Genomic DNA, 26,093 nt, shown 5'->3' on the forward strand with positions numbered 1-26,093 from the left:
TGCACCGGGGAGCTTTGAGCGGCCCTCCCGTGCGTACGTACCCCGGCGGATCGCAGCACAACAAGGGAACACAACAGAACACGGGAGCCTCGGCTCCCTGCCAGACGCCCGGCCGGATCCCGTGGGGGGAATCCGCTCCGGGATATGGGAAGCGCCCTGACCGTCGACCCGTGGGGGGATCGGCGGCGGGGCGTTTCTCGCTTCCTGCCCACTCCAGCTCGCCCCTCCTCCCCCTCTCGCCCCTCTCCCCCTCTCGCGCCCCCAGAACGCCGAATCGCCCCGGACACCGCGCTCTGTGCGAAGCGCGGTACGCGGGGCGAAGGCAGTCGGCCGAAGAGGCCGGGCACTACGGGCGGTACGGGTGCGGGTTCCGGCGGTGCGGAGCCCTGCGGTACGAGGTCCGGATCAGCGTCCTCGACACGAGGTCCGGGTCAGCGGCCCTCGACCGGGACGAAGTCGCGCAGGACCTCGCCGGTGTAGATCTGGCGCGGGCGGCCGATGCGGGAACCCGGCTCCTTGATCATCTCGTGCCACTGGGCGATCCAGCCGGGAAGGCGGCCGAGCGCGAAGAGCACGGTGAACATCTCGGTCGGGAAGCCCATGGCCCGGTAGATCAGACCGGTGTAGAAGTCCACGTTGGGGTAGAGGTTGCGCGAGACGAAGTAGTCGTCCGAGAGCGCGTGCTCCTCCAGCTTGAGCGCGATGTCGAGCAGCTCGTCGGACTTGCCGAGCGCGGACAGCACGTCGTGGGCGGCAGCCTTGATGATCTTGGCGCGCGGGTCGAAGGACTTGTACACCCGGTGGCCGAAGCCCATCAGGCGGACGCCGTCCTCCTTGTTCTTCACCTTGCGGATGAAGGAGTCGACGTCGCCGCCGTTGGCCTGGATGCCTTCCAGCATCTCCAGGACCGACTGGTTGGCGCCACCGTGCAGCGGGCCCCACAGCGCCGAGATGCCGGCGGAGATCGAGGCGAACATGTTCGCCTGCGAGGAGCCGACCAGACGCACGGTGGAGGTCGAACAGTTCTGCTCGTGGTCCGCGTGCAGGATGAGCAGCTTGTCCAGCGCCGAGACGACGACCGGGTCCAGCTCGTACTCCTGGGCCGGGACCGAGAAGGTCATGCGCAGGAAGTTCTCGACGTACCCGAGGTCGTTGCGCGGGTAGACGAAGGGGTGGCCGATCGACTTCTTGTAGGCGTACGCCGCGATCGTCGGCAGCTTCGCCAGCAGGCGGATCGTCGACAGGTGACGCTGCTGCTCGTCGAACGGGTTGTGGCTGTCCTGGTAGAACGTGGACAGCGCGCTGACGACCGAGGACAGCATGGCCATCGGGTGGGCGTCGCGCGGGAAGCCGTCGAAGAACCGCTTGACGTCCTCGTGCAGCAGCGTGTGCTGGGTGATCTCGTTCTTGAAGGTCGCCAGCTGGTCGACCTGCGGAAGGTCGCCGTTGATCAGCGTGTACGCGACCTCGAGGAACGACGAGCGCTCGGCGAGCTGCTCGATCGGGTATCCGCGGTAGCGCAGAATGCCCTGCTCACCGTCGAGGTACGTGATGGCGGATTTATAGGCGGCGGTGTTGCCGTATCCGCTGTCCAGCGTCACCAGGCCGGTATTGGCCCGGAGCTTCCCGATGTCGAAGCCCTTGTCGCCGACGGTGCTGTCGATCACCGGGTAGGTGTACTCGTCATCGCCGTACCGCAGTACTACAGCGTTGTTGGTGTGCTCGCTCACGTCATCCCTCACCGACGTAGTGCCTCTTCTTCGAGGTGCCCTGACTGTCTTCCACCCTCCCCCATTCGGCTCAGGAGAGTGCACTCGGGGTCGTCCATTGGACCTACTGACGGCACTGAGTGCCGCCAACTTACTCATCCTGCCCCCTTGACTGCGGTTCCGGAAGACCTCCGTGATGTTTCCCACCGATTTGATCGATCATTTTTGTGCACGGGTCACGAGAAGTCTTCTCCCGAGCCGCCCCGGAGCCGGAAATCCAGTGCCGTACAGCGTCTGCCTGCGGAAACCGTGCGGACCGCCTGGCCGATCGCCTTACGGGACCCGACCAGCACGACGAGCTTCCTGGCCCGTGTCACGGCGGTGTAGAGCAGATTCCGCTGGAGCATCATCCAGGCGCTGGTGGTGACGGGGATGACGACGGCCGGATACTCACTGCCCTGGGAGCGGTGGATGGTCATGGCGTAGGCGTGGGCCAGCTCGTCCAGTTCGCCGAAGTCGTAGCCGATCTCCTCGTCCTCGTCGGTGCGGACGGTGAGCGTCTGTTCGTCCACGTCCAGGCCGGTGACGACGCCGACCGTGCCGTTGAAGACGCCGTTCTCGCCCTTGTCGTAGTTGTTGCGGATCTGGGTGACCTTGTCGCCGACCCGGAAGACCCGGCCGCCGAACCGCTTCTCGGGGAGGTCGGGGCGGCCCGGGGTGACGGCCTGCTGGAGCAGCCCGTTGAGATGGCCGGCACCGGCCGGGCCCCGGTGCATCGGGGCGAGCACCTGCACGTCACGGCGTGGATCGAGGCCGAACTTGGCCGGAATGCGGCGGGCCGCGACATCGACGGCGAGCTTGCCCGCGTCCTCCGTCTCGTCCTCCACGAAGAGGAAGAAGTCGCTCAGCCCTTCGGTGAGCGGAGGCTGTCCGGCGTTGATCCGGTGGGCGTTGGTGACCACGCCGGACTGCTGGGCCTGGCGGAAGATCCGGGTGAGCCGGACGGCCGGGACCGGGCCGCCCTCCGCGAGCAGATCGCTCAGCACCTCCCCCGCCCCGACCGAGGGCAGCTGGTCGACGTCACCCACGAGAAGGAGGTGGGCACCGGGTGCCACCGCCTTCACCAGCTTGTTGGCGAGCAGCAGATCGAGCATGGAGGCCTCGTCGACGACGACCAGATCGGCGTCCAGCGGACGGTCCCGGTCGTAGGCCGCGTCCCCGCCCGGCTTCAGCTCCAGCAGCCGGTGCACGGTGGAGGCCTCGGCCCCGGTCAGCTCGGCGAGGCGTTTGGCGGCGCGCCCGGTGGGGGCGGCGAGCACCACCTTGGCCTTCTTCGCCCGGGCCAGCTCGACGATGGACCGGACGGTGAACGACTTCCCGCAGCCGGGCCCGCCGGTCAGAACGGCCACCTTCCGGCTGAGTGCGAGGCGTACGGCCTCCTCCTGCTCGGGCGCGAGCGAGGCCCCCGTACGCGAGGCGAGCCAGGCCAGGGCCTTGCCCCAGTCGACGTCCTGGAAGGCCGGCATCCGGTCATCGCCGGTGTTCAGCAGCCGTCTGACCTGCCCGGCGAGGGACAGCTCGGCGCGGTGGAAGGGGACGAGGTAGACGGCCGTGATCGGTTCGCCGCCCTCCGGGGACGGCACCTTCTCCCGTACGACGCCCTCCGGGTCGGCGGCCAGCTCGGCCAGGCATTCGATGACCAGCCCGGTGTCGACCTGGAGCAGCTTGACGCCGTCCGCGATGAGCCGTTCCTCGGGGAGGTAGCAGTGCCCCTGGTCGGAGGACTGGGACAGGGCGTGCTGGAGGCCGGCCTTGACCCGCTCGGGGCTGTCGTGCGGAATGCCGACGGCCTGGGCGATCCTGTCGGCGGTGAGGAAACCGATGCCCCAGACGTCGGCGGCCAGCCGGTAGGGCTGGTTCTTCACGACGGAGATCGAGGCGTCCTCGTACTTCTTGTAGATGCGGACGGCGATGGAGGTGGAGACGCCGACGCCCTGGAGGAAGACCATGACCTCCTTGATCGCCTTCTGTTCCTCCCAGGCCGCCGCGATCATCTTCGTACGCTTGGGACCGAGGCCGGGGACCTCGACGAGCCGCTTCGGTTCCTGCTCGATGATGTCGAGGGTGTCGACGCCGAAGTGGGTGGTGATCCGGTCGGCCATCACCGGCCCGATGCCCTTGATCAGCCCGGAGCCCAGATAGCGGCGGATGCCCTGGATGGTGGCGGGCAGCACGGTGGTGTAGTTCTCCACGGTGAACTGCTTGCCGTACTGGGAGTGCGAGCCCCAACGGCCCTCCATCCGCAGCGACTCGCCGACCTGCGCGCCGAGCAGCGCACCGACCACGGTGAGGAGATCCCCGGCTCCGCGCCCGGTGTCGACGCGGGCGACCGTGTACCCGTTCTCCTCGTTGGCGTAGGTGATCCGCTCCAGGACCCCTTCGAGGACGGCCATGTTGGACATGACCCGACGCTACCGGGTGCCACTGACAGCGCGGTTCGCGGCAGAGCACCGGACAGGGGGCGGGGAGGTCAGGGGGCGGAGGGCGTCGGGCCGCCGTTCTCGTACTCGTTCGCCAACAGCCCGTCCATGGTGGAGCGCAGGGTGCCGAGGAACTGCTCGAACCGCTGGATCTCCTGCGGTGAGTACGCCTGCATCGCCTCGGCCATCCGCTCGCTGTACGGCCCGAAGAACGCCATGGCGCGCGGCCGGATGGCGGGGCTGCTGCGCAGGGTCACCACCCGGCGGTCGGTGCTCTCGCGGGTACGGACGATGTGGCCCGCCCGTTCCAGCCGCTTGAGGAGGATGGCGGTCGCGCCGGAGGAGAGCGAGACGCGCTCGCTGAGCCGGGCCGGCGAGAGGGGCGTGCCCTGGTCCTCGGCGTAGAGGATCTCGACGAGGGCGGCGGCGTCGGTGGAGTGCAGCCCGAGCCAGGCGGCGAAGCGGCGGGTGAACTCGGTGTAGTTGGCCCCGAAGGCGCGCAGGCCGTCCATCACGCGGTCGACCCGCACGGCCTCCCGGTCGCCCCCGCCCGGCCCGTCGGCCCCGCGCCGTCGCCTGTCAGCCCCGGGCCCGTTCGTCATCGGCACTGCGCACTCCCGCTTCCGCTCCGCTATCGGTCCGCTTCCGGTTTGACAACCTACCTCGCGCTATTTACCTTTGCCGCAAAGATAGATCCCTTTACGGCAAAGCAATCGACGGGAGTCGAAGCACCGTGACCGAACCCGCAGAAGCCCCGCCCACAGCACGTCAGTGGCTGGGCCTCGTCGCCGTGGCGCTCGGAGTGGCCCTGATCGTCGTCGATCTGACGATCGTCAACGTGATCCTCGCGCCGATCATCGAGGACCTCTCCATCGGTTCGTCGGAGGCTCAGTGGATCCAGGAGTCGTACGCGATCACGTTCGCGGCGCTCCTGCTGGTCACCGGACGCCTCAGCGACCTCTACGGCGCACGCCGGATCTTCCTGCTGGGCCTCGCCGCGTTCGGCGCGACGAGCCTGCTGGCGGCGCTGGCCCCGAGCGGCGGCCTGCTGATCCTCGCCCGGTTCGTCCAGGGCGTCGGCGGGGCCATGATGCTGCCCACCTCGCTGGCCCTGCTCAACGCCACGTTCACCGGGCGGGCGCGCGGTCAGGCGTTCGCCGTGTGGGGCTCGACCATCGGAGCGGCGGCGGCCGTGGGCCCGCTGCTGGGCGGATGGCTCGCCGACATCTCCTGGCGCTGGGCCTTCGGCATCAACATCCCGCTGGTCGCGATCGTCGTGGCGGGGGTGCTCCGGTATCTGGACGCGTCACCATGCACCCGCGGCCGTATCGACGGCGTCGGCGCGGCGCTGTCGGCGGTGGGCCTGGGCCTGCTCTCCTTCGTCCTGATCGAGGGACGAACGTACGGCTGGCTGATGACGACGAAACCGCTGGAGATCGGGGGCTTCTCCTGGTCCGGCGGACTCTCGCCGGTCTTCGTCGCGCTGCTCCTGTCCGTACTGGCGCTGGCGGTGTTCTGGCACCGGCAGGCCGTGCTGAGCCGGGCGGGCGGCGAGCCGCTGATGGACGTGCGGCTGTTCTCCATCCGCTCGTTCCGCAACGGAAATTTCGTGACGCTGATGGTCGGTCTCGGCGAGTTCGGCATCATCGCGGTGCTGCCGCTCTGGCTGCAATTCGCCCTCGGCTACAGCGCGTTCGAGGCGGGTCTCGCGCTCGTCGCCCTGGCCGTCGGCAGTTTCGCCGCCTCCGGGGCGAGCTTCCCGATGGCCGCGACCGTGCCCGCGCTCGCACAGGTCCGGATCGGTCTCGTCCTGGAGGCCGCCGGGCTGACGACGCTGGCCCTGATCGCGTCGACGGACAGCTCCTGGTGGCTGATCGCGCTCGCGCTGTTCGTGTACGGGATCGGCGTCGGCTTCGCCACGGCGCAGGTCACCAACATCGTCCTCGTGGACGTACCGGAACGCAGTGGAGGCCAGGCGTCGGGCATCCAGAGCGCGGCCCGTGAGCTGGGGTCGGCCCTCGGTATCGCCCTTCTGACAACGCTGTTCTTCAGCACCCTGGCCGCCGGAATGACCGACCGGCTCACCCGGGACGGCGTCACGACGGCCGAAGCGGAACGGCTCGGCGGGGTGGTGACGGACAGCGCCGGATCGGTGATCGAGACCCTCGCCGCGGAGCCGCGTACGGCATCGGCGGCGGAGGCGGCCCGCGAGGCGATGGCGGCCGGCGTCCAGCTCTCCGGGTACGTCTGCGCGGGGCTGCTCCTCCTGGCGCTGGCGGCGACGCTGTTCATGGCGCCGAAGGCCCGTACGGGAGCCGGGGCGAAGGCATGTTCGGGAAGGGAGGCGAAGGTGTGTACGGACGCGGGGTCGAGGCCGCCCACGGACGTGGGGCCGGGAGTTCGCGGGGAGGACCGGGGCCCGCGGGCTTCGGCTCGGCCGCCGGAGTGACCGTGGCCCGCGCGCGCTACTCCCGTGGGGCCGGGCCGGCCAGTCCGGTCTCCCAGGACCAGGCGGCTATGCCCACCCGGTTGCGGGCCCTCACCTTCGCCTGGACGTTGGCGATGTGAGTCTTGGCGGTGCCCGCCGTGATGAAGAGCCGCTCGCCGATCTCGGCGTTGGTGAGGCCTTCGGCGACCAGCCGGGCGATCTCCTGCTCCCGGGCGGTGAGAGCCGACGGAGCCGGGGCCGCCGCCGGGGCGGGGGCTGCGGCGGGGGCGAGGCTCCGGAGCAGCCGGACCGTGACCTGGGGGCTGATGAGCATGTCCCCCGCCATCGCCGCCCTCACCCCCTCGATCAGCAGCCCCGGGCCCGAGCGCTTGAGCAGAAAGCCGCAGGCGCCGTCGCGCAGGGCCGTACGTACGTAGTCGTCGTGGTCGAAGGTGGTGACGACGAGGACACGCATCGGGTCGGGCACGCCGGGGCCCGCGAGGCGGCGGGTCAGTTCGAGACCGTCCAGGCCCGGCATCCGGATGTCGGCGAGGACCAGGTCGGGACGGAGGGAGCGGGCGAGGTCGACGGCGGTGAGGCCGTCCGCCGCCTCGCCGACCACGGTCATGTCGGGCTGCGAGCCGAGAATGAGGCGGAACCCGCTGCGGACGTCCTCCTGGTCGTCGGCGATCAGGATGCGGGTCGGGCCGAGAGGCGCCGTCATGGGGTCTTCTCCTTCGGAAGCGCGACGGGCAGGTCGGCGGGCACGTCGGCGGGCAGGACGGCGGTGAGCCGCCAGCCGCCGTCGCCGTGGGGGCCCGCCGAGAGGGTTCCGCCGAGGGCCTGGGCGTGCTCGGTGAGCGCGGGGATCCCGAGGCCGCCCCGGGAGCCGTGCCGGGCCGAAGCCTCCCCCGCGCCACGGTCGTTGGTGACCTCGATTTCCACCGTCGTGGCCCTGGGGGTGAACACGACGGTGGCGCGCGAGGCGCCGGGGGCGTGCCGGCGGATGTTGGTCAATGCCTCGACGACGATGCGGTACGCGGCGGAGCCCGCCTCGCGGGAGAGCCGCTCCGCGACCGGTCGGGGCAGGTCGAGAGATGCCTCGGTGGCTCCTGCCGCGGTGAAGTTTTCGACGAGGAAGGGAAGTTGGGACACATCGGGGAGCGGTTCGGTGGCGGCCGCCTCCGGGCCGTGCAGCATCCGCACCGTCCGGTCCATCGCGGCCAGGGCGCTCAGCCCCGCCTTCTCGATGCGTTCCAGGGCGAGCACCGCGTGGGAGGGGTCGGTGGCGGCGACGAAGCGGGCCGCCTGCGCCTGGACGACGATCCCGCTGATGTCGTGGGCGACGAAGTCGTGCAGGTCGCGCGAGAGTTGAAGACGCTGAGTGCGGCGAGCCTCGGCCACCGCACGCCGACGACGCAGTTCCTGGCGGCGGGGATAGGCGCCGACCGCCACCGCGCCGACCACGGGAAGGAGCCAGAAGGCGCCGATCCCGATGGATTCCAGAAAGGACTCACCGGTGACCAGCGGCAGCGGCCAGAGGGTCACCGCGAGGGCGGCCACCGGGAGGGCCGTAGCGAGTTCACGCAGAGGCGACCATCGGGTGACCACGGCCACGAGGAGCAGCAGGAGAGCAGCCTCCACCAGCTTCCAGCCGGAGCCGGCCTGCGGCAGAGCGAAGCTGGTGGTCAACGAGAGAACCGCGCACACCGTGGCCGGGTGGGCGAGGCGGCCGAACCGCTGACGCGCCACGGAACGGCGGCAGGCGACGGCCCACCCCAGTGAGCCCGCTGCCGCGAACGACGGCAAGGCGCCGAGCACCATGACGGCCGGGCCGGTCAATTCCCCCATGGCGATCAGCGTACGGGGGTGGGATGCGGCCGGGCTCTCTGCCGAACGGCACAGAACGACCGGTCGCAGACGCGGACTTGTACCGATCGGCGGATGGGCGCGCGGGACAAGACGGGGCGGACGCCCGGCTCACGGCATGTCGTCGGCCGGCAGGAGCGCGTCCAGCCGCGCACCACGGCTCTCCGCCACGCGCACGATCTGGTGCAGCGACTCGGTCAGCCGGCCGGCGAGGAAGCGGACCTGCGGCGCGGTGGACTCGTCGTCGGCCAGCAGGTCGGCGGCGTGACCGAGCAGCTCGTCCGCCATGTCGAGCTGGATGCCCTCGACCTCGTCGGCCTTCCGCGACACATAGCCGGTGCCGTCCCCCACGACGTAACAGGGCTTCCCGCCCGTGCCCGTCCAGGGCAGGAGCCGCATCGTGGGGGCGTCGGCGTGGGCGGTGTGCTTCATGGGGGCCTGCTTTCCGGGGTGCGTCGACGTACGGGCTTCGCTTCGTTCCGTAGCGAATCCATCACAGAATGGGGTCATGAGTCGCTACGCTGCCAGGGGGTCGGGCATGACAGCACGCTGGTCAGGGCGAGGAGTTGGGTGCGGATGAAACCGAACGGCAAGCCGCGTACGGCACGGCAGAAGTACGGCGACGAGCTGCGGCTGCGCCGCCTGGCCGCCGGAATGACGCAGGATGCGCTGGCCGAACAGGTCGTCTGCTCTCCGACCCTCGTCAGCCACTGGGAGGCCGGGCGGCGGCTCCCGAGCCCGGAGGACGCACGGCGGATCGACCGGGCGCTGGACACGGACGGGTTCTTCGAGCGGTGGCTGCAGGACCTGGAGACCAAGTACACCGACCACTTCGCCGCCGTGGCGGACTTGGAGCAGCAGGCGGTACTCATCCAGCAGTTCGCGCTGACGCTCGTGCCAGGGCTGTTGCAGACCGACGAGTACGCACGGGCCCTGTTCCAGGCCTACCGGCCCAACCACCGCAGGGAAGAGGTTGACCAGGAGGTTGTCATTCGCACAGAGCGCGCCCGCATCCTCGACGGCCCGTTGAATCCGGTGGTGTGGACCCTGCTGGACGAGGCTGTGCTGCGGCGGCAGGTCGGCGGCCCCCAGGTGATGGCCAGGCAGCTGCGGAAGATCGCGGACATGGCGGAGGCCGGACGGCTGCGGTTGCATGTGCTGCCGTTCGCGGCCGGGGCCCACTCTCTCCAGCAGAGCCTGCTGACTCTGATGAGCTTCGCGGACTCCGCTCCGGTGGCGTACGTCGAAGGCTTCCAGACAGGCAACTTCATGGATGATCCGACGTTGGTCGCGTCCAGTCGCACGGCCTACGATCTTGCTCTGAGCGATGCGTTGTCGCACCAGGAGTCGGCGGCCCGCGTACGGGCCGCAGCGGAGGAGCACGAACATGGTCAGCAGTAGGCGGAGGATCGCGGACGCGTCCACCCTCACGGGCTGGTTCAAGTCCAGCTACAGCGGCGGGGACCAGGGCGAGTGCCTTGAGGTCGCCCGCGGGCACGCCACCGTCCCCGTCCGCGACAGCAAGGCCGCCGACGGTCCGGCCGTCGTCTTCTCCGTCGACGGCTGGTCCTCGTTCCTCATCGCGCTCAAGAGCGGACGCCTCTGCGCCTGATCGCTTAGCCCATGCTCGCCGCGACCTCACTCCGGAGCTGCGGCAGCTTGTCGTGGAAGATTCCCGGGCAGAGGGTGTCGCCGAAGTCCTTGTGTCCGTACAGGCTGCTCGGCGCGATGGCGTACTGCCCGCAGACGTACGCGCAGAGCGCCACCAGGACGTCCCACTGGGCCTGCGGCGGCTGTGCGCCGTCGTGGTACGCGCCCTCGTTGGCGATACCGATGGCCTGGCCGTTCTGGCCGGAGGTGTGCGCGCCGAGGACGAAGTCGCTGCCGCCGCGCAGCGTACTGAGGCTGCGGTGGCGGCCCTCGGTGATCCAGCCGCCCCGGCTGACGAGGAAGTGGTAGCCGGTGTCGGTCCACCCGTTCTGGTCCATGTGCAGGTCCTGGACCCAGTGGGCGTGTCGGTGGGCCTGGGCGCGGGAGACGTCGGTGGTGTTGTCGCTGACCGTGTGGTGCACGATGATCTTCGTCGGCCGCTTGCCCACCAGGCTCACCGGGCTCTGGGGCGCGCGGGCCTTCCACTGCGCCGTGCCGTCGATGTCCGGTTCCACGGCGTCGAAGGCGTCGCGGGCGTGGGCCGTGCCCGGTAAGGCGGCTGCGGCCAGGCCTCCGGCACCGGCGAGGAGGACGTGGCGACGGGACGGCTGCGGAAGGTTCATGGCGGGCTCCTGGTGTGAAGGGGTGGGCGCACGGTGGGGGGTGCGGCCGGGTGAGCCGCCTGCGGTCTCACCCGGCCGCCCGCCCGGGCGGGTCGGCTACGCCGTGTTGTTGGCGAGGGCCTGGAGCCGCGCGAAACTGCCGTTGAACTTGTTGCGGTCCACGTCGCCGGAGACCCCGCTGACCCGGCCGGTGGCCGAGTACTGCCAGATCGTCCAGGTGGGGAAGCCGGCCGGGATGTTCGGGCTGCTGGTGCCCCAGTGGGCCACCCAGAGCGGGGACTTGGCGGACATGCCGGTCCAGCTGCCGGTGCAGGTGTTCCACCAGCTGGCCGTTGTGTAGATGACGACGTCCCGGGTCGTGCGCGCCTTGTACGTGTTGTAGAAGTCGTTGATCCAGGTGCGCATCTGGGTCGTGGAGAGGCCGTAGCACATGGCTCCGTACGGGTTGTGCTCGATGTCCAGCACCCCGGGGAGGGTCTTGCCGTCCTTCGACCATCCTCCGCCGTTGCTCGCGAAGTAGCCTGCCTGCGTCGCCCCGTTGGAGACGTTGGGGCGGGCGAAGTGGTACGCGCCCCGGATCAGACCGGCGTTGTAGGAGCCGGTGTAGTTCGCGTTGAAGCTGCTGTCCTTGAAGGACGTGCCCTCGGTGGCCTTCATGTAGGCGAAGTCGATGCCCGCGGCCTTCACCGAGCCCCAGTTGATCGACCCCTGCCAGTGCGAGACGTCGATGCCCTGGACGCCGCTGGTGTCCATCGGCGTCACGCCGCCCGCCGCCGAGGCCGCGAGGCCCTGCTCGATGCGGGTGCCGGCGCCCATCCACGCCTGCCCGGACCGGACCGGCTCGTCGGGCGAGGGCGGCGCGGCGGCGGCCGTGCCCGGGCTGGTCAGGATCAGCGCCACGGCACTGCCGAGGGCTCCGGCCAGCAGGGCTCCTCGGGATCTCTTGAGTCGGCGGGACGGAGAACGGTACGCAAGCATGGCCACCTCCGGGCACGTTGACGAGGACGGGATGCGCACGGCATGGCACCCGAGTGGCATCCGATAATCGGATGCCATGCACATGTCACGAGTAAGGCACGGGCACAGAAAGGCGTAAAGGGCCCTTTTGGTCTACACCTGTGCCGTCGCCCCCGACCTGCGAGAACGCGCCGGAGCCGCGAGAACTTTCATTTTCTGAAGGTCTGAAGGCCGCTCGCGGCGGTCCGGCGCCCGTCCTCTCCTTCCGCTCAGCCGGCGGCGGGGTCGAACGGCACCCCCTCCGGAAGCGCCTTCGTCAGATGTCCGGTGAAACGGTCGTCCCGGATGCCGATCGTCGCCTTGCCGAAATCGGCGGCGAGCAGCTTGTCGCGCAGGCCGTCCGGATAGCCGTTCCAGCCGACCAGCGGTGCGCGGTGCCAGGTGCCGAGGTGGTTCTCCGGAGGCTCGTCCTTGGCGGTGGCCTTGCGGAAGCAGTGGGTGCTCGCGCCGTCCTTGTGGTAGACGATCTTGGGGTGCGAGCCGTCGAAGGGGACGTCGGCCGCCTTGTGCACGGTGAAGTTCCCGTGCGCCGAAGTCGCCACGTACTCGGCCTTGTTGTCGTGCACCCAGACCACGATGTGCTCCCAGTCGTGGCGATGGCCGCCGAAGAGGCCGCCGGGAGCCACCTGGTCCTTCTCGAAGTAGTACGTGTAGAGGACGGCGCACCAGCCGTTGTCGCACGTCGAGCGGGAGTAGGCGTTGCTGCTGTCCAGGTCGGACCGGTCACGGCAGTCCCCGTACACCGCGCCGCCGAGCTTGAGGCCGGGCGCGATGGTGCCGTCGGGGCCGATGGCCGAGGTGGCGTAGCAGCCGTCCTTGTCGTAGTCGATGGCCGGCTGGAAGGTCCGCTCCAGGTCGTCCGCGTTGCCGGGGAGGGGCGGGGGCGGCGCGGCGTGGGCCATGGTCGCGGAGGCCAGGACCAGGGTGGCCGCGGACAGGATGACGGTCAGGCCGCGGCGCAGGGCGCGTCCGCGCGGGGTCGGCCGTACTGCGGGCATGGGACTCCTTGAGGAGGGAGGAGGCGGGACGGGCGGGAGGAAGAGACGGTGGAGGACACGCGGTCACGCGTGGTCTCCACCGGTCTCATGTCATGGCGTCGCGGGCGGGCGTGGACTCAGCTGTCCTGCGCCGCGTTCATCAGGTCGAGCGCGCTGTGCTGGCAGCCGTTGCCCGTGCGGGTGAGCGGACCTGCCCAGTGGGCGCCGTACTGGTCGAGGCTGTTGCGGTTCTTCTCGTGCGCGGTGTCGGCCTGCCGGTCGAGATAGGCGCTGTACGGGCGGTCGGGGAGCGCCTTGTTGAGGACGCCGAGGCCCCTGGCGTAAGCACCCTTGAAGGAGTCACCGTCCGTGGTGCAGTCGGAGTCCGGCTCGTACGGCTCGTGGAGCGTTCCGCCGGGGTTGAGGTAGGAGGAGGTCGTGGAGGCGTCGGCCAGGGTGCGGGCGCTGTCCAGGAGCGACGCGTCGCCGGTGGCGCGGTTGAGTTCGGCGAGGGCGGCCAGGATGACGCCCTGGTTGTACGTCCAGGTCGTGTCGCCGTTGTTGGAGCAGGTGCCGTCGGAGTTCTCGCTCAGGCCGTCGTTGATCGTGTTACCGGAGTAGATCATGCCGCTGCTCTTGAACCAGTTCCACCCGTCCTCGGCACGCCGGAGGTAGGTGGTGTCCCCGGCGATACGGTTGTGGAGTGCGGCGCTGAGCTGGATGTACAGCTCGTTGGTGATCGCGTTCTTGTAGGGCTTGTCGGTCGCCCACTGCACCCCGCCGCCGCACGTGCCGGTCCAGTAGGCGGCCATGTGGTCGGCGTCCTTGCGCGCCGTGTCCAGGTAACGCCGCTCGCCGGTCAGGTCGTACGCGGCCACCCAGGCGAGGCCCCACCAACCCGTGTCGTCCAGGTAGGAGTTGGTGAAGTCGCCGCCCTCGGCACCGATGAGCTTCTCGTAGGTGTTCGAGATCGCGTACGTGTAACTGGGCATGTGGCTGATCCGGATGTTGTCGATCAGCGAGGTGAGCGCGGTGGCGGAGGTCCACCAGCCGGCGAACTTCCCCGAGTTCCGGTCGTAGTTCATCATCAGGGCCGTCGCCGCGGCCGTACTCCGGCTTCCGGCGTTCCAGTTGACGCGGGCCCAGCCGGTGCAGGCGATCTCCGACCGGTCGCCCGCCTTTCCGCAGGCACGGAGCGCGCCGATGCCGCCGGTGTTCCAGTCGTCCACGTTGTACATCTGCGAGCGCCAGCCGGTGCGGCCGGAGGGCACGGCGGTGGCACCGAGCTTGCTGCCGGAGGCCCAGGTGCGGCCGCCGTCGAAGGAGCGGTCCAGCCAGGTCTCGTCGCCCGCCGCTCCGTCGTCGATGGAGGCCCAGCCCATGACATCGTTGTCGGAGAGATGAAGGGCGATGGAACGCCCATGGACGGAGGCATGGACGGGGACCCGGTCCGCGGTGGCGCTCGCCGGATCGCGGGCGTCGCAGTGCTTGTTGCAGACCTCTGCGGCCGCACCGGGCGCCGGGACCGCCGCGGACGCGGGGTTCGCCACGGCCGGGAGGGCTCCCAGCATGAGGACGGCGGCCAGGGAGGCCAGCAGGGCCGGCCCGAGGGATCTGAGAGGGGTTCTGGGGAGCATCGGGCTTCCTCTGATGAGTCCCGCGGGCGACGGGCGGAGGCCGCCCGTCGCCCGCGGAAGGGGTGGGGGGCTCGCCGCCAGAGAACCGGCGCGACCATCCGTCCGTCAAGGTCGCACCTGCCGACCGAGAAGGAGATCAGCAGGTCAACACAGCTCGCCCCACCACTATTTGGGACCGAGATTGGGCCCACGGGCCCAGCCCGCAGAGCACGGCCGACCCCCTCCCCCTCGACACTGGCGCTAACTGTTCAAATTTGACTAGAGTGCATCGCATGACCGAGACGACGATCCCTCTGCTGCCCTGCCGGACCTCGCTGATCGAGACCGCCGTCGACTTCTACACCGCCCTGGGCTTCGAGACGACGTACCTGCAGAAGAGCCCGTACGCGTACGCCGTCGTCGAGCGGGGAGCGGTCGAACTCCAGCTGTACGGCATGAAGGACTACGACCCGGCGTCCTCCCACTCCGGGTGCTACGTCCTCACCGACGATGTGGACGGCCTGCATACGGCGTTCCGGGCGGGGCTCAAGGCGGCCTACGGGCGCGTCCCGACGCGGGGGCTGCCGCGCATCGGCCCGCTGAAGGACATGTCGTACGGGGTACGGCAGTTCCTGATGACCGACCCGACCGGCAACACGATCCGGATCGGCCAGGCGATCAGCGACGACCCGAGCCACCGGCCCGCCCCGAAGGAGACGTTCGCCCGCGCCCTGCACATGGCGGACCTCTTCGCGGACTCCAAGCAGGATCTGCCGGGTGCGGCGAAGATCATCGACCGGGTGCTGGGGCTGACGGACGAGCAGCCGACCCCGGTACAGCGCCTGCGGCTGCTCGTCCTGCGCGGGGACATCGCCCAGCGGATGGGCGATGTGGAACGGGCGGCAGCGCTGCTGGAGGAAGCGGCGGCGGTCCGACTCGACGCGGATCAGCAGACCCTGGCGGGCGATGCGCTGGCCAGGCTGGCGGAGCTTCGGGGCTGAGACGGGGAGAGGGAGGGAGGGAAAGGACAGGAGAGGAGAGGGGGGAAGGGAGGACGAGCCGGGCGTCGGCTAATTCGGTGGCCGGTCCCTCGGCCCCCTTGTTACGGTGCTCGCTCCTCGACCGCGGGCTCCGACCGCGGGTGATCTCTGGGCGTGAGCCCTGGAAAGCAGTTGATGTATGCCCCGGACAGTGACTCCGAGCCTCCCTCGTCGCGCCTGTGACGTCGGGGTGACCGGGCCTGACCGTCCGCGGCCGCCGTACGCGGCCGACTGCTGACACCTCACGGCCGGCTGCCGTCCCGGAGCCGTCCGGCCCCGCTCCCCCGTACGTCCCTGACGCGAGGGGTGCTCGGTACTTCCCTGCTGCTTCGTTCCTCATCCTCGGCAAGGAGTATCCGGGTGTCTCACGACAACCCCCAGCACCGCTCAGGCATGTCCGCCTCATCCTCGATGTCCTCACTGGACACCTTCACCTGCGTGCGCTGCGGACTGACCGTCGCCGCGTACGCGCCCGACGGCAGCCGGCGCAATCACTGCCCCAGCTGCCTGCACTCGCAGCACCTCGTCGACCACGTCGAGGGCGGCCGCTCCGACTGCGAGGGCCGGATGGCCCCGATCTCCATCGCGGTGCTGCGCACCGGCGACTGGATGGTCGTCCACCGCTGCACCCGGTGCGACGAGCTGACCTCGAACCCGGTCTGCGGGGACGACAATCAGCTGATCCTGATGCGGATGGCCGTACGTCCGCTGGCCCAGCCGCCCTTCCCGCTCGAAGCCTTCGGTGACCTGTGAACCGGGCGAACGGGAGGCTCCGATGACGCGGCGCAAGCCCCGGCGGGGATCAGGACGGCGTCCGCAGCGGGCCAAGGACGTGCTGCACGGACCGGCCGGGGCGCGCGGCGACGCGTTCCGGTGCGTCGGCTGCCGGCTCGACGTCCCGCTGGCGGCGCCGGGCACCGCCCACCGTAATCACTGCCCGTCCTGCCTGGTCAGCCTGCATGTGGATGGCCGGGTTCCGGGCGACCGGGCGGCGGGGTGCCGTGGGCGGATGGTGGCCCTGAGCCTGTCGGTGCGGCAGGACGGGGAGTGGATGCTCATCCACCACTGCCTCACCTGCGGACGGCTCAGCGCCAACCGCATCGCGGGCGACGACAACGCGCTGGCGCTCGTCCGGCTGGCGCTGCGACCGCTCGCGGACGCGGAGATCCCCGTCCGGGCGATGCTCGCGCTGTGATCCCGTGATCCCGTGATCCTGTGGCCGCCCGGTGACCGCCGGGCGGCCCTCGGACACCCCCGGCCCTCAGGTCACCCCGGGTCCTCGCCCGTCAGGCCGTCGACCGATTCCCGGATCAGGTCGGCGTGGCCGACATGGCGGGCGTACTCCTCGATGAGGTCCAGGAGGATACGGCGGAGGTTCGGGCGTTCGCCGTTGCGGGTGACGTACGCGCCGAGCTGGTCCAGGCCGCCGCCGGTGCTCAGCGCCTGGTCGACGACGGCCCGGGAGCGGGCCGCCGACTCCCGCCACAGCATGCGCAGTTGCTCGGGGGTGTCCTGGGCGGCGGTGCGGTAGGCCCAGTCGGGGTCGCTGTCCCAGTCGACCGTGTTCCAGGGCGCGCCGACCGGGGTGTCGAGCCAGAGGCGGGCGAAGTGACTGTCCTCGACGTGTGCCAGATGCTTGAGCAGGCCGCCCAGGGTGATGGTGGACGCACCGACCGTGGCCCGCAGCCCGGCCGCGTCCAGGCCCGAGGTCTTCCAGGCCAGCGTGGCCCGTTGGCGTTCCAGCGCGCCGAGGACGGCTGCCGCCTCCGTACCGGCGAGGGGAGGTTCGGGCCAGGCTTCCGCTGCGTCGCTCTGCGTCATGGCGGCAGATCCTAACGAACGGCGGGAAAGCGGAATGGGGCCCGGCCTCGCGGCCGGACCCCCCTCGCTTTCCCCTCCCGTCGGGCCTTCCCGTTCCCCCCGGACCCCTCCCCGGAAGTCCCGACGCCATGTGTGACACGGGAGGGTACGCAAAGGTTGCAGCCCTTTACGATCTCTTTACTTTTGGTGGTGTGCGGGGCTCTCAGCAGGCATGTCGCACATAGCGGTCCGCCACTTCCGCCAGCGCTTCCGCGCCGTCGCGGGCCCACAGCGCCTCGTTGAAGATCTCCACCTCGATCGGCCCGTCGAACCCGGCGTCCTCCACCCAGCGGCGGAACGCGCGGAAGTCCACGCTTCCGTCGCCCAGTTGGCCCCGGCCCAGCAGCACACCCGCCGGGAGCGGGGTGATCCAGTCGGCCAGCTGGAAGGAGTGGATGCGGCCGCCCGCACCCGCGCGGGCGATCTGCGCGGGCGCTTGGTCGTCCCACCAGAGGTGGTAGGTGTCGACGACCACCCCGACCTGCTCGGCCGGGAAGCGTTCCGCGAGGTCCAGGGCCTGGGCGAGGGTGGAGACCACGCAGCGGTCGGCGGCGTACATCGGGTGCAGCGGTTCGATCGCCAGGCGCACGTCGCGGGCCGCCGCGTACGGGGCCAGTTCCGCCAGCGCCTCGCCCACCCGCTCGCGGGCCCCGTGGAGGTCGCGGCTGCCGGGCGGGAGGCCGCCGGAGACCAGGACCAGGGTGTCGGTGGACAGGCCGGCCGCCTCGTCGATCGCCGCCCGGTTGTCGTCCAGGGCGCGGGCGCGTTCGGCCGGGTCGAGGGCGGTGAAGAAGCCGCCCCGGCAGAGGCTGGTGACCGTGAGCCCGGCGTCGGCGAGCAGCCGTGCCGTGCGCTCGACGCCGTACTCCTGCACCGGGGCCCGCCACAGGCCCACCTTGTCGATGCCCGCCTTGACGCAGCCCTCGACCAGCTCGGGCAACGACCACTGCTTGAGCGTTTCCTGATTGATGCTCAGGCGGGACAGGTCGCCGCCGCCGCCGTCGTCGTTCGTCATCGTGCGCCTCCGTGGACCGCCAGCAGGGCCCGCATACGGTGTTCGGCCAGCTCCGGGTCCGGGAACAGGCCCAGCCTGTCCGCCAGTTCGTACGCCTTCGCCAGATGCGGCAGCGAGCGGGCCGACTGGAGGCCGCCCACCATCGTGAAGTGGTCCTGGTGGCCGGCCAGCCAGGCCAGGAACACCACGCCCGTCTTGTAGAAGCGGGTGGGCCGCTGGAAGAGGTGGCGGGAGAGTTCGACGGTGGGGTCGAGGAGGGCCCGGAAGCCGTCCACGTCACCCGTGTCCAGGACCCGTACCGCGTGCGCCGCCAAGGGGCCCAGCGGGTCGAAGATGCCCAACAGGGCGTGGCTGAAGCCGCGTTCGTCTCCCGCGATCAGTTCCGGGTAGTTGAAGTCGTCGCCCGTGTAGCAGCGCACCCCACCCGGGAGGCGGCGGCGGACGTCGATCTCGCGGGCCGCGTCCAGGAGGGAGATCTTGATGCCGTCGACCTTGTCCGGGTGCTCGGCGATCACCTTCAGGAAGGTGTCCGTGGCCGCGTCCAGGTCGGAGCTGCCCCAGTAGCCCTCCAGGGCCGGGTCGAACATCGGGCCCAGCCAGTGCAGGATCACCGGTTCGGACGCCTGGCGCAGCAGGTGGGCGTAGGTGGCGAGGTAGTCCTCCGGACCGCTCGCCGCCCGGGCCAGCGCGCGGGAGGCCATGAGGATCGGCTGGGCGCCGTGCTCCTCGGCCAGGGCCAGTTGCTCCTCGTACGCCGACCTGACCTCGGCCAGGGTGGGCGCGGTGCCGTCGTCGGGGAGCTGGTCGGTGCCGACGCCGCAGGCGATCCGGCCGCCCACCGCCTTCGCCTCGGCGGCCGAGCGGCGGATCAGTTCGGCCGCGCCCGCCCAGTCCAGGCCCATCCCGCGCTGCGCGGTGTCCATGGCCTCCGCGACACCCAGGCCGTGCGCCCACAGGTGGCGGCGGAAGGCGAGCGTGGACTCCCAGTCGACGGCCGCCGGGTCGCCGGGGGCGATGTCGGCGTACGGGTCGGCGACCACATGGGCGGCCGAGAAGACCGTGCGGGAGGCGGGGGCCGTCGCGCCCGGCGCGAGGTCGAGCGGGGTGGTGCGAGGCGTGTAGGGGCCCTGCGGGAGGTGGATGGTCGTCATGGCAGCGTCCTCCGACCGCGCGGCGCACCGGTCGCGCGGGTCACAGGGTCAGCTCCGGGATGTCGAAACGGCGGCCCTCGGCGGACGACTTCAGGCCCAGCTCGGCGAGTTGGACGCCCCGGGCGCCGGCCAGCAGGTCCCAGGTGTACGGGGTGTCCAGGGCCACGTGGCGCAGGAACAGCTCCCACTGCGCCTTGAAGCCGTTGTCGAACTCCTGGTTGTCCGGGATCTCCTGCCACTGGTCGCGGAACGACTCGGTGACCGGGAGGTCCGGGTTCCAGACCGGCTTCGGGGTCGCCGAGCGGTGCTGGACACGGCAGTTGCGCAGGCCGGCGACGGCGGAGCCGTGCGTGCCGTCGACCTGGAACTCCACCAGCTCGTCGCGGTTGACCCGGACCGTCCAGGAGGAGTTGATCTGCGCGACCGCCCCGCCCGCCAGCTGGAAGATGCCGTACGCGGCGTCGTCGGCGGTCGCCTCGTACGGCTTGCCCTGCTCGTCCCAGCGCCGCGGAACATGCGTGTGCACCTGGGCCGTTACGGAGGTGACCTGGCCGAACAGCTCGTGGAGCACGTACTCCCAGTGCGGGAACATGTCGACGACGATGCCGCCGCCGTCCTCCGCGCGGTAGTTCCACGAGGGTCGCTGGGCCTCCTGCCAGTCCCCCTCGAAGACCCAGTAGCCGAACTCCCCGCGCACGGACAGGATCTCGCCGAAGAAGCCGCCGTCGATCAGACGCTTCAGCTTGCGCAGGCCCGGCAGGAAGATCTTGTCCTGGACGACACCGTGCTTGATGCCGGCGTCCCGCGCGAGCCGGGCCAGGTCGAGGGCGCCCTCGACGTCCGTGGCCGTCGGCTTCTCGGTGTAGACGTGCTTGCCCGCGGCGATGGCCTTCTTGATCGCCTCCACCCGGGCCGAGGTGACCTGGGCGTCGAAGTAGATCTCGACCGTGTCGTCCGCGAGCACCGCGTCCAGGTCGGTCGACCACTCGGTCAGGCCGTGCCGCCCGGCGAGTTCCTCCAGGGCGTGGGCGCGGCGGCCGACGAGCACGGGCTCGGGCCACAGGACCTCGCCGTTGCCGAGATCCAGGCCGCCCTGTTCGCGGATCGCGAGGATCGAGCGCACCAGGTGCTGTCGGTATCCCATGCGTCCCGTGACGCCGTTCATGGCGATGCGCACTGTCCTGCGTGTCACGAAGGTCCCTCCATACAGCCGTAGCAAGCGCTTTCTATCGGAGATGACGCTAGCCTGCCGACAGCGGCCGGACAAGAGGGGGCCGCACGTGACCTCACGGAGGACAGCGATGACAGTCACCCTGGCGGATGTGGCGGCCCGCGCCCGGGTGTCCCCGGCCACCGTCTCCCGCGTGCTGAACGGCAACTACCCGGTGGCGGCCTCGACCCGGGAGCGGGTCCTGCGCGCGGTGGACGACCTGGACTACGTGCTCAACGGGCCCGCCAGTTCGCTCGCGGCGGCCACCTCGGACCTGGTCGGCATCCTGGTCAACGACATCGCCGACCCGTTCTTCGGGATCATGGCGGGGGCGGCCCAGACGCAGATCGGCGGGCCGGGGGACGGTTCCGGACGGGCGGGCGGCGAGAAGCTGGCCGTCATCTGCAACACCGGCGGCTCCCCGGAGCGCGAACTCACCTATCTCACGCTCCTCCAGCGCCAGCGCGCCGCCGCCGTCGTCCTCACCGGCGGCGCGGTCGAGAACCCGGCGCACCAGGCCGCTATGGCGGCGAAGCTGGCGAAGCTCGCGGACGCGGGCACCCGGATCGTCTTCTGCGGGCGGCCCCCGCTGCCGGAGGGCGACGCGCTCGTCGCCGCGCTCGCGTTCGACAACCGCGGCGGCGGACGCCGGCTCACCGAGCACCTGATCTCGCTCGGCCACCGCAGGATCGGTTACGTCGCCGGGCCCCCGGAACGCACCACCACCCGGCACCGCCTGGAGGGCCACCGCGAGGCGCTGCGCGCGGCGGGGCTGGACGCGGCTCCGGACGGCGGGGCGGAAGCCGGGTCCGACAGCGGTGCGGAAACCGGGGGCGGGGCGGCCGGCTCCGGGGATCAGGACCGGCTCACCGTGCACGGGCCCTACGACCGGCGCTCGGGCTACGAGGCCACCCTCGAACTCCTGCGCAGGGCACCGGACGTGACCGCGATCGTGGCCGCCAACGACACCGTGGCGCTGGGCGCGTGCGCGGCCGTACGGGACCAGGGCATGCGCATCCCCCAGGACATCTCGGTCGCGGGCTTCGACGACCTGCCGTTCTCGGTGGACGCGGTACCGGCCCTCACGACGGTCCGGCTGCCGCTCTTCGAGGCGGGCGCGCGGGCGGGACGGCTCGCGATGGGCAAGGAGAACCCGCCGCCGGGCGGTATCGCGACGATCGCGGCGGAGCTGATGATCCGGGGGTCGACGGCCGCGCCTCGGGGGTGAGGCCCGGCCGTCGGCTCCCGGAGTGAGCCGGTCGGTGTGCGACGGCTCTCCGGCGGATCTCGTCTCGCCTCGCTTCGTCTACGGTCGGCTTCATGACCAGTGACGACGTAATCGCGCCTGAGGCCATCCGCGCGGCGTGGGACTCCTACCGGGTCCTGGAGAAGCGGACTCCGGACGGGGAACGCCAGGAGGCACGGCGGCGGGTCCAGGCCGCTGTGGACGCCTACGGGCGTGCGGAGGTGTCCCGGGGGACCGTGTTCCTGGTGGGCGTGCTGACCGGGTTCCTGATCGCCGAACAGTCCGGCGGCGAGGACCGCCTTGATCCGCTCAGCGATCTGATCCCCGCCGTGATCCGCAGGCTGCCCGCCTTCGAGTCGGCCGACCCGGCTCAGCTTCCGATGGCCACCGGCGTCCTCATGGCCGCCGCGATGGGCATGGACACCGTGGAGTGGCGCGACCGGTTCGGGCCGATTCCGCCGGAGGAGGCTCTGGTGCACGGCTTCGTGCTGTGGCTGCTCGCCGACCTCTTCGACTCCCTGGCCGGGCAGCCCGGCGGCATCGATCGCACGATGCAAAACACCTTCGACTCCATGGCCGCCGGACAGTGACCCGGCCGCCGGCCGATTCGCCCTGAATCACCGTCCGTTGGCACGCCGTGCGGGCCAGGACGCGAAAGATGGGGGCGACTCCCCCATGCGCCCGCGCCGCTCCCCCAGCACGATGGTCCCGGGCGGCCCGACCGGGACCGGGCCCAGGAGCGGGGAGGTGCGGAGCGGTGGCGGAGAAGGATCTGATCGACAGAGGGACGAGCCGTCGCCTCGCCCCCGCTGCCGCCGCTGTCGCGTACGGCGATGACCCGGCCGCCTCCGCCGTCTCCTCCCCCGCCACCGCCCTGTTCGAGGGTGCGGCCGGAGAGCCGTGGTGGCTTCCCGGTGTCGTCGGCGGCAGGCCCTCCGGCGAACCCCGCTGGGCGGTCTTCGCCCGGGAGGCCGTGGCGTCGGCCCCGCACGACGTGGTGGTCGCCGACCGTGCGTACCCCGGGCTCAGCGGTTTCGGGCCGGTCCTCGCGCCGTTCGTCGAGGCGGCGGCGGAGCGGCTGCGCGGCACGCTCGCCGAGGAGGCGCCCGCGGAGGAGGACGGTCCTGCGGTGGGCAGTCCCTCGGCGGATGGTCCCGTGGCGGATCGCCCCGTGGTGGGCGGTCCCGTGGCGGATGGCCCCGTGACGGATGGCCCCGTGGCGGGCGGTCCCGTGGCGGACGGTCCTCTGCCGGAGGGTTCCTCGACCGTACTCGGCGACTTCCGGCGGCAGTTGACGCGTCGGCTCTGCCGGATCGCGGCGCGCACCCTCGTGACGGAGCTGCACGAGGCGCGGCGGCTGGGCCGGTTGAGCGGGGCGGGGACCGAGGAGCGCTTCCGGGACTTCGTGCGGCTGACCGCCCGGCGTGACGGGCTCGCCGAACTCGTCACCGGCTACCCCGTGCTGGCCCGCCTCCTCGCCACGGCCTGCCTGAACGCGGGCGACGCGTTCGCGGAGATGGTCGTACGGCTCGCCGCCGACCGGCACCTGCTCGCCCCTGCCGGGGTGCTCGGCCACCGGGCCGGCGCTCCGGACGGGGCGCTCGGCGGGAGCGCGGGACCCGGGGTGCTCACCGGCGTCGAGGCCGGGGCGGGCGACAGTCATCGCGGAGGCCGGTCGGTGATGCTGCTGCGGTTCGCCGACGGCACCCGGCTGGTCTACAAGCCGCGCCCGCTCGCGGCCCACCGGCACTTCAACACCCTGGCCGAGTGGTTCGGTTCGCTGCCGGGCGCCCCCGCGCTGCGGGTGCTGCGGGTGCTGGACCGGGGAGAGTACGGCTGGGCCGAGTTCGTCGAGGAGCGGCCCTGTGCCTCGGTGACGGAGACCCGGCGGTTCTACCGGCGGCAGGGCGCCCTGCTGGCCCTGCTGCACGCGCTGGACGGTACGGATCTGCACCACGAGAACCTGATCGCCTGCGGCCCGCACCCGGTCCTGGTCGACGTGGAGACCCTGTTCCACCCGCCGCTGGGGCCCGCCGGTTCCACCGACCCGGCCGCCCGCGCCCTGCACGACTCGGTCCACCGGGTGGGCCTGCTCCCGCAGTTGCTCGTCGGGGACACGTCCGCGCTCGACATGTCCGCCATCGGCGGCGGCCGGGCCGCCTCGTCGCCGATCGAGACCGCCGACTGGGCGGATCCCGGAACCGACCGGATGCGGCTGGTGCGGCGGGCGGGCCGGTTCACCGAGTCCGCCAACCGGCCCCGGCTGGGCGGCGTGGCGGCCGACCCCTCCGCGTACACCGACGCCCTCTGCGACGGATTCCGCGCCGGGTACAACGCGATCAGCGAGCACCGGAACGAACTCCTGGGCGAGGGAGGGCTGTTGTGGCTCTTCGGCGCCGACGAGGTACGGGTCGTGCCGCGCCCGACCTGGACGTACACGACGCTGCTGGACGAGTCGACCCACCCCGATCTGATGCGGGACGCCGCCGAACGGCACCAGGTCCTGTCGCTGCTGCGCACCCCGCTCCTGGGCGTGCCCGCGCTGCCCGGGGTGGAGGACGAGGAGATCGCGGAGCTGTGGTCCGGTGATGTGCCGGTGTTCTGCACCCGGCCGGGCGGCACGGAGCTGTGGAGCGGCACCGGCCGTACGGTCGCGGGGCCGGCCCCCGGCCTCTCCTCGCACGACACCGCCCCGGCCCGACCCCGCCCTGCCGCGGCCCCGCACGATCCCGCCCTCCTCAGCGGGCTGGCGCGCGTCGAGGCGAAGGTGCGCGCGATGGACACCGTGGACCGGCAGGACCAGGAACGGATCATCCGGGCCGCCATGGTGAGCACCTCGCCCGAGCCGCCGCACCGGGCGGTTCCGGGCGGCCGGGCCCCGAGCGCGGCGACCGCGCCGGAGCCCGAGCAACTGCTGTCCGCCGCACGGTCGGTGGGCGACCAGCTCGTCTCGCTCGCCTACCGGCACGAGGGCCGCACCAACTGGATCGGCCTCGAACTGCTCGGCGAACGCTACTGGCGGCTGACGCCGATGGCGGCGGACCTCGCGGGCGGCTACACCGGCCCCGCACTCTTCCTCGCCCAGCTGGCGGCGCTCACCGGCGCCGCCCGGTACGCGGAGGCGGCCCGTGAGGCGCTCGCCCCGGTCCCGGGGCTGCTGGACGCGCTGCACGGGCGGGCCGACGAGCTCGGCCCCCTGGGCTCCGGCGCCTTCGCGGGCCTCGGCGGCATCGCGTACGCGCTGACCGAGGTGGGCACGCTGCTGGGCGACCGGGAGGTCCTGGAGCTCGCGGGTCCGGCCGTCCGGCTGAGCTGCGCGGCGAGCATGGCCGAGGACGGGTACGGGGTGCGCGGCGGGGTGGCGGGCGGGCTGGTCTCGCTGCTCGCGGTGTACCGCGCCACCGGCCGCCCGGAGGCCTGGCGTGGTGCCGAGCGCTGCGCCGAGCGGATCGCCGCCGCCCCGCTCCCCGACTCCGCGGGCTTCGCCGACGGGGCGGCGGGGATCGGCTGGGCGCTGCTGCGGTTCGCCGGGGCCGGGGGCGACGTACGGCACCGGAACGCCGGGCTGCGGGCGTTGCGCCTGGCGACGGCCCTCGCGGAAGCCGGGGCGGCAGGCCGGAACGTTCCCGGGGCCACCGGCGGAGCCCTTGGCGGCGCCACCGCCGGAGCGGCCGGCGGTACCACCGCCCTGGCGAACCCCGGAGCCCTTGCCGGAGCGGACGGCGAAGCCGCCGCCCCGACGGAAGCCGCGGCGGCGAAACCCACGGCTCCGGCCGCCGGGCCCGCCTGGTGCGACGGGGCGGCCGGGATCGCGCTGGCGATCGCGGACAGCCACGACGCGCTGGCGGACCCGGAGCTGGCCGGCTGGCTGGCGGCGCGCTCCGGCGAACTGGCGGACATCGGTCCGCTCGCCGACGACAGCCTGTGCCACGGCGAGTCGGGGCTGCTCGAACTCCTCGGCCACCGGGCGCTGCCCGCCGCACGGCCCGCGTGGGTACGCCGGGCCGGGACGATGCTGGCCGCCGCGGACCGGGCCGGACCGCAGTGCGGGACGCCCGGCCGGGTGCCGCACCCGGGGCTGCTCACCGGGCTCTCCGGGATCGGGCACGGGCTGCTCCGGGCCGGGTTCCCCGACCGGATCGGCTCCGCCCTGCTCCTGCGCCCCTCCCGGGCGCCCTGACCCACCCCCGACCACCGTTCCC

At 71.7% G+C, this 26,093-nt stretch carries 23 protein-coding genes; 9 read left to right on the plus strand and 14 right to left on the minus strand.

The window, feature by feature from the left end; genetic code table 11:
• Window positions 1-431 precede the first annotated feature (431 nt).
• The 3 genes from KV381_RS11555 to KV381_RS11565 all read right to left on the minus strand — a co-directional run bounded on the left by KV381_RS11555 (window position 432) and on the right by KV381_RS11565 (window position 4,791).
• Window positions 432-1,730 (minus strand): citrate synthase, encoded by a 1,299-nt coding sequence (locus tag KV381_RS11555; RefSeq protein WP_030085548.1) that lies wholly within the window; start codon window positions 1,728-1,730, stop codon window positions 432-434.
• A gap of 215 nt (window positions 1,731-1,945) precedes the next feature.
• Complete coding sequence (locus tag KV381_RS11560; RefSeq protein ID WP_218785163.1) at window positions 1,946-4,171, minus strand: ATP-dependent RecD-like DNA helicase; 2,226 nt, start codon at window positions 4,169-4,171, stop codon at window positions 1,946-1,948.
• A gap of 68 nt (window positions 4,172-4,239) precedes the next feature.
• Window positions 4,240-4,791 carry a MarR family winged helix-turn-helix transcriptional regulator gene (locus KV381_RS11565; RefSeq protein WP_218785164.1) on the minus strand — a complete coding sequence of 184 codons (552 nt, stop codon included), beginning with the start codon at window positions 4,789-4,791 and terminating at the stop codon, window positions 4,240-4,242.
• A 131-nt stretch (window positions 4,792-4,922) separates the two neighbouring features.
• Between KV381_RS11565 and KV381_RS11570 the strand changes: the two genes are divergently transcribed.
• The gene (locus tag KV381_RS11570) at window positions 4,923-6,638 is read left to right on the plus strand and encodes a DHA2 family efflux MFS transporter permease subunit (RefSeq protein ID WP_193463227.1); all 1,716 of its coding nucleotides are present in this window, start codon (window positions 4,923-4,925) and stop codon (window positions 6,636-6,638) included.
• A gap of 16 nt (window positions 6,639-6,654) precedes the next feature.
• Here the strand turns inward: KV381_RS11570 and KV381_RS11575 are convergent, their stop codons facing one another.
• The 3 genes from KV381_RS11575 to KV381_RS11585 form a co-directional block, all read right to left on the minus strand.
• Window positions 6,655-7,341, minus strand: a complete 687-nt coding sequence (locus KV381_RS11575) for a response regulator transcription factor (protein WP_218785165.1) — start codon at window positions 7,339-7,341, stop codon at window positions 6,655-6,657.
• A complete protein-coding gene (locus KV381_RS11580; protein ID WP_256995046.1) occupies window positions 7,338-8,468 on the minus strand; it encodes a sensor histidine kinase in 1,131 nt (376 codons plus the stop codon). Before KV381_RS11580 ends, KV381_RS11575 begins: the two co-directional genes overlap by 4 nt.
• Before the next feature lie 129 nt (window positions 8,469-8,597).
• The gene (locus KV381_RS11585; protein WP_086779727.1) at window positions 8,598-8,885 is read right to left on the minus strand and encodes a hypothetical protein; all 288 of its coding nucleotides are present in this window, start codon (window positions 8,883-8,885) and stop codon (window positions 8,598-8,600) included.
• A 177-nt stretch (window positions 8,886-9,062) separates the two neighbouring features.
• Between KV381_RS11585 and KV381_RS11590 the strand changes: the two genes are divergently transcribed.
• Entirely contained in the window at window positions 9,063-9,887 is an 825-nt protein-coding gene (locus tag KV381_RS11590; protein ID WP_103537783.1) for a helix-turn-helix transcriptional regulator, read from the plus strand.
• On the plus strand, window positions 9,874-10,098 hold the full coding sequence (locus KV381_RS11595; protein ID WP_103537782.1) for a DUF397 domain-containing protein: 225 nt from the start codon (window positions 9,874-9,876) through the stop codon (window positions 10,096-10,098). Before KV381_RS11590 ends, KV381_RS11595 begins: the two co-directional genes overlap by 14 nt.
• A gap of 4 nt (window positions 10,099-10,102) precedes the next feature.
• On the opposite strand, the gene KV381_RS11600 is transcribed toward KV381_RS11595, so the two are convergent.
• From KV381_RS11600 to KV381_RS11615, 4 genes are all read right to left on the minus strand, one after another.
• Window positions 10,103-10,759, minus strand: coding sequence for a peptidoglycan recognition family protein (locus KV381_RS11600; RefSeq protein WP_030085533.1), 657 nt, complete (start codon window positions 10,757-10,759; stop codon window positions 10,103-10,105).
• Between the two features lie 96 nt (window positions 10,760-10,855).
• The gene (locus KV381_RS11605) at window positions 10,856-11,737 is read right to left on the minus strand and encodes a lysozyme (protein WP_030085531.1); all 882 of its coding nucleotides are present in this window, start codon (window positions 11,735-11,737) and stop codon (window positions 10,856-10,858) included.
• A 248-nt stretch (window positions 11,738-11,985) separates the two neighbouring features.
• Window positions 11,986-12,774 carry an NPP1 family protein gene (locus KV381_RS11610; protein ID WP_086779723.1) on the minus strand — a complete coding sequence of 263 codons (789 nt, stop codon included), beginning with the start codon at window positions 12,772-12,774 and terminating at the stop codon, window positions 11,986-11,988.
• A 116-nt stretch (window positions 12,775-12,890) separates the two neighbouring features.
• Window positions 12,891-14,324 carry a glycoside hydrolase family 76 protein gene (locus KV381_RS11615; RefSeq protein ID WP_218787204.1) on the minus strand — a complete coding sequence of 478 codons (1,434 nt, stop codon included), beginning with the start codon at window positions 14,322-14,324 and terminating at the stop codon, window positions 12,891-12,893.
• A 338-nt stretch (window positions 14,325-14,662) separates the two neighbouring features.
• Here KV381_RS11615 and KV381_RS11620 point away from each other — a divergent pair, with 338 nt between their 5' ends.
• The 3 genes from KV381_RS11620 (at window position 14,663) to KV381_RS11630 (ending at window position 16,604) form a co-directional block, all read left to right on the plus strand.
• Window positions 14,663-15,370 (plus strand): VOC family protein, encoded by a 708-nt coding sequence (locus tag KV381_RS11620; RefSeq protein ID WP_218785166.1) that lies wholly within the window; start codon window positions 14,663-14,665, stop codon window positions 15,368-15,370.
• 432 nt (window positions 15,371-15,802) lie between these two features.
• Complete coding sequence (locus tag KV381_RS11625) at window positions 15,803-16,162, plus strand: RNHCP domain-containing protein (protein ID WP_098025683.1); 360 nt, start codon at window positions 15,803-15,805, stop codon at window positions 16,160-16,162.
• A 22-nt stretch (window positions 16,163-16,184) separates the two neighbouring features.
• Window positions 16,185-16,604 (plus strand): RNHCP domain-containing protein, encoded by a 420-nt coding sequence (locus KV381_RS11630; protein WP_030085521.1) that lies wholly within the window; start codon window positions 16,185-16,187, stop codon window positions 16,602-16,604.
• A gap of 71 nt (window positions 16,605-16,675) precedes the next feature.
• Here the strand turns inward: KV381_RS11630 and KV381_RS11635 are convergent, their stop codons facing one another.
• The 4 genes from KV381_RS11635 to KV381_RS11650 form a co-directional block, all read right to left on the minus strand.
• The gene (locus KV381_RS11635; protein WP_086778435.1) at window positions 16,676-17,230 is read right to left on the minus strand and encodes a DinB family protein; all 555 of its coding nucleotides are present in this window, start codon (window positions 17,228-17,230) and stop codon (window positions 16,676-16,678) included.
• Window positions 17,231-17,432: 202 nt separating this feature from the next.
• A complete protein-coding gene (locus KV381_RS11640) occupies window positions 17,433-18,284 on the minus strand; it encodes a sugar phosphate isomerase/epimerase (RefSeq protein WP_218785168.1) in 852 nt (283 codons plus the stop codon).
• On the minus strand, window positions 18,281-19,435 hold the full coding sequence (locus KV381_RS11645) for a dihydrodipicolinate synthase family protein (protein WP_218785169.1): 1,155 nt from the start codon (window positions 19,433-19,435) through the stop codon (window positions 18,281-18,283). The genes KV381_RS11640 and KV381_RS11645 overlap by 4 nt, the downstream gene beginning before the upstream one ends.
• Window positions 19,436-19,475: 40 nt before the next feature.
• On the minus strand, window positions 19,476-20,627 hold the full coding sequence (locus KV381_RS11650) for a Gfo/Idh/MocA family protein (RefSeq protein WP_030085508.1): 1,152 nt from the start codon (window positions 20,625-20,627) through the stop codon (window positions 19,476-19,478).
• A 109-nt stretch (window positions 20,628-20,736) separates the two neighbouring features.
• Here KV381_RS11650 and KV381_RS11655 point away from each other — a divergent pair, with 109 nt between their 5' ends.
• From KV381_RS11655 to KV381_RS11665, 3 genes are all read left to right on the plus strand, one after another.
• Window positions 20,737-21,873, plus strand: a complete 1,137-nt coding sequence (locus KV381_RS11655; RefSeq protein ID WP_086778433.1) for a LacI family DNA-binding transcriptional regulator — start codon at window positions 20,737-20,739, stop codon at window positions 21,871-21,873.
• 92 nt (window positions 21,874-21,965) lie between these two features.
• Complete coding sequence (locus KV381_RS11660; RefSeq protein WP_218785170.1) at window positions 21,966-22,481, plus strand: hypothetical protein; 516 nt, start codon at window positions 21,966-21,968, stop codon at window positions 22,479-22,481.
• A gap of 167 nt (window positions 22,482-22,648) precedes the next feature.
• Window positions 22,649-26,071 (plus strand): type 2 lanthipeptide synthetase LanM family protein, encoded by a 3,423-nt coding sequence (locus tag KV381_RS11665; RefSeq protein ID WP_256995047.1) that lies wholly within the window; start codon window positions 22,649-22,651, stop codon window positions 26,069-26,071.
• Window positions 26,072-26,093 lie beyond the last annotated feature (22 nt).

Origin of the sequence: Streptomyces sp. WY228 (genome assembly GCF_019287315.1) — a bacterium.
In the GTDB taxonomy this organism is placed as follows: domain Bacteria; phylum Actinomycetota; class Actinomycetes; order Streptomycetales; family Streptomycetaceae; genus Streptomyces; species Streptomyces caviscabies.

Bases quoted from the DNA above. Each gene is read 5' to 3' on its own strand.
- KV381_RS11560 (WP_218785163.1), bottom strand. From the start codon at position 4,171: ATGTCCAACATGGCCGTCCTCGAAGGGGTCCTGGAGCGGATCACCTAC.
- KV381_RS11565 (WP_218785164.1), bottom strand. From the start codon at position 4,791: ATGACGAACGGGCCCGGGGCTGACAGGCGACGGCGCGGGGCCGACGGG.
- KV381_RS11575 (WP_218785165.1), bottom strand. From the start codon at position 7,341: ATGACGGCGCCTCTCGGCCCGACCCGCATCCTGATCGCCGACGACCAG.
- KV381_RS11580 (WP_256995046.1), bottom strand. From the start codon at position 8,468: ATGGGGGAATTGACCGGCCCGGCCGTCATGGTGCTCGGCGCCTTGCCG.
- KV381_RS11585 (WP_086779727.1), bottom strand. From the start codon at position 8,885: ATGCGGCTCCTGCCCTGGACGGGCACGGGCGGGAAGCCCTGTTACGTC.
- KV381_RS11590 (WP_103537783.1), top strand. From the start codon at position 9,063: ATGAAACCGAACGGCAAGCCGCGTACGGCACGGCAGAAGTACGGCGAC.
- KV381_RS11595 (WP_103537782.1), top strand. From the start codon at position 9,874: ATGGTCAGCAGTAGGCGGAGGATCGCGGACGCGTCCACCCTCACGGGC.
- KV381_RS11600 (WP_030085533.1), bottom strand. From the start codon at position 10,759: ATGAACCTTCCGCAGCCGTCCCGTCGCCACGTCCTCCTCGCCGGTGCC.
- KV381_RS11605 (WP_030085531.1), bottom strand. From the start codon at position 11,737: ATGCTTGCGTACCGTTCTCCGTCCCGCCGACTCAAGAGATCCCGAGGA.
- KV381_RS11610 (WP_086779723.1), bottom strand. From the start codon at position 12,774: ATGCCCGCAGTACGGCCGACCCCGCGCGGACGCGCCCTGCGCCGCGGC.
- KV381_RS11615 (WP_218787204.1), bottom strand. From the start codon at position 14,324: ATGCTGGGAGCCCTCCCGGCCGTGGCGAACCCCGCGTCCGCGGCGGTC.
- KV381_RS11620 (WP_218785166.1), top strand. From the start codon at position 14,663: ATGACCGAGACGACGATCCCTCTGCTGCCCTGCCGGACCTCGCTGATC.
- KV381_RS11625 (WP_098025683.1), top strand. From the start codon at position 15,803: ATGTCCGCCTCATCCTCGATGTCCTCACTGGACACCTTCACCTGCGTG.
- KV381_RS11630 (WP_030085521.1), top strand. From the start codon at position 16,185: ATGACGCGGCGCAAGCCCCGGCGGGGATCAGGACGGCGTCCGCAGCGG.
- KV381_RS11635 (WP_086778435.1), bottom strand. From the start codon at position 17,230: ATGACGCAGAGCGACGCAGCGGAAGCCTGGCCCGAACCTCCCCTCGCC.
- KV381_RS11640 (WP_218785168.1), bottom strand. From the start codon at position 18,284: ATGACGAACGACGACGGCGGCGGCGGCGACCTGTCCCGCCTGAGCATC.
- KV381_RS11645 (WP_218785169.1), bottom strand. From the start codon at position 19,435: ATGACGACCATCCACCTCCCGCAGGGCCCCTACACGCCTCGCACCACC.
- KV381_RS11655 (WP_086778433.1), top strand. From the start codon at position 20,737: ATGACAGTCACCCTGGCGGATGTGGCGGCCCGCGCCCGGGTGTCCCCG.
- KV381_RS11660 (WP_218785170.1), top strand. From the start codon at position 21,966: ATGACCAGTGACGACGTAATCGCGCCTGAGGCCATCCGCGCGGCGTGG.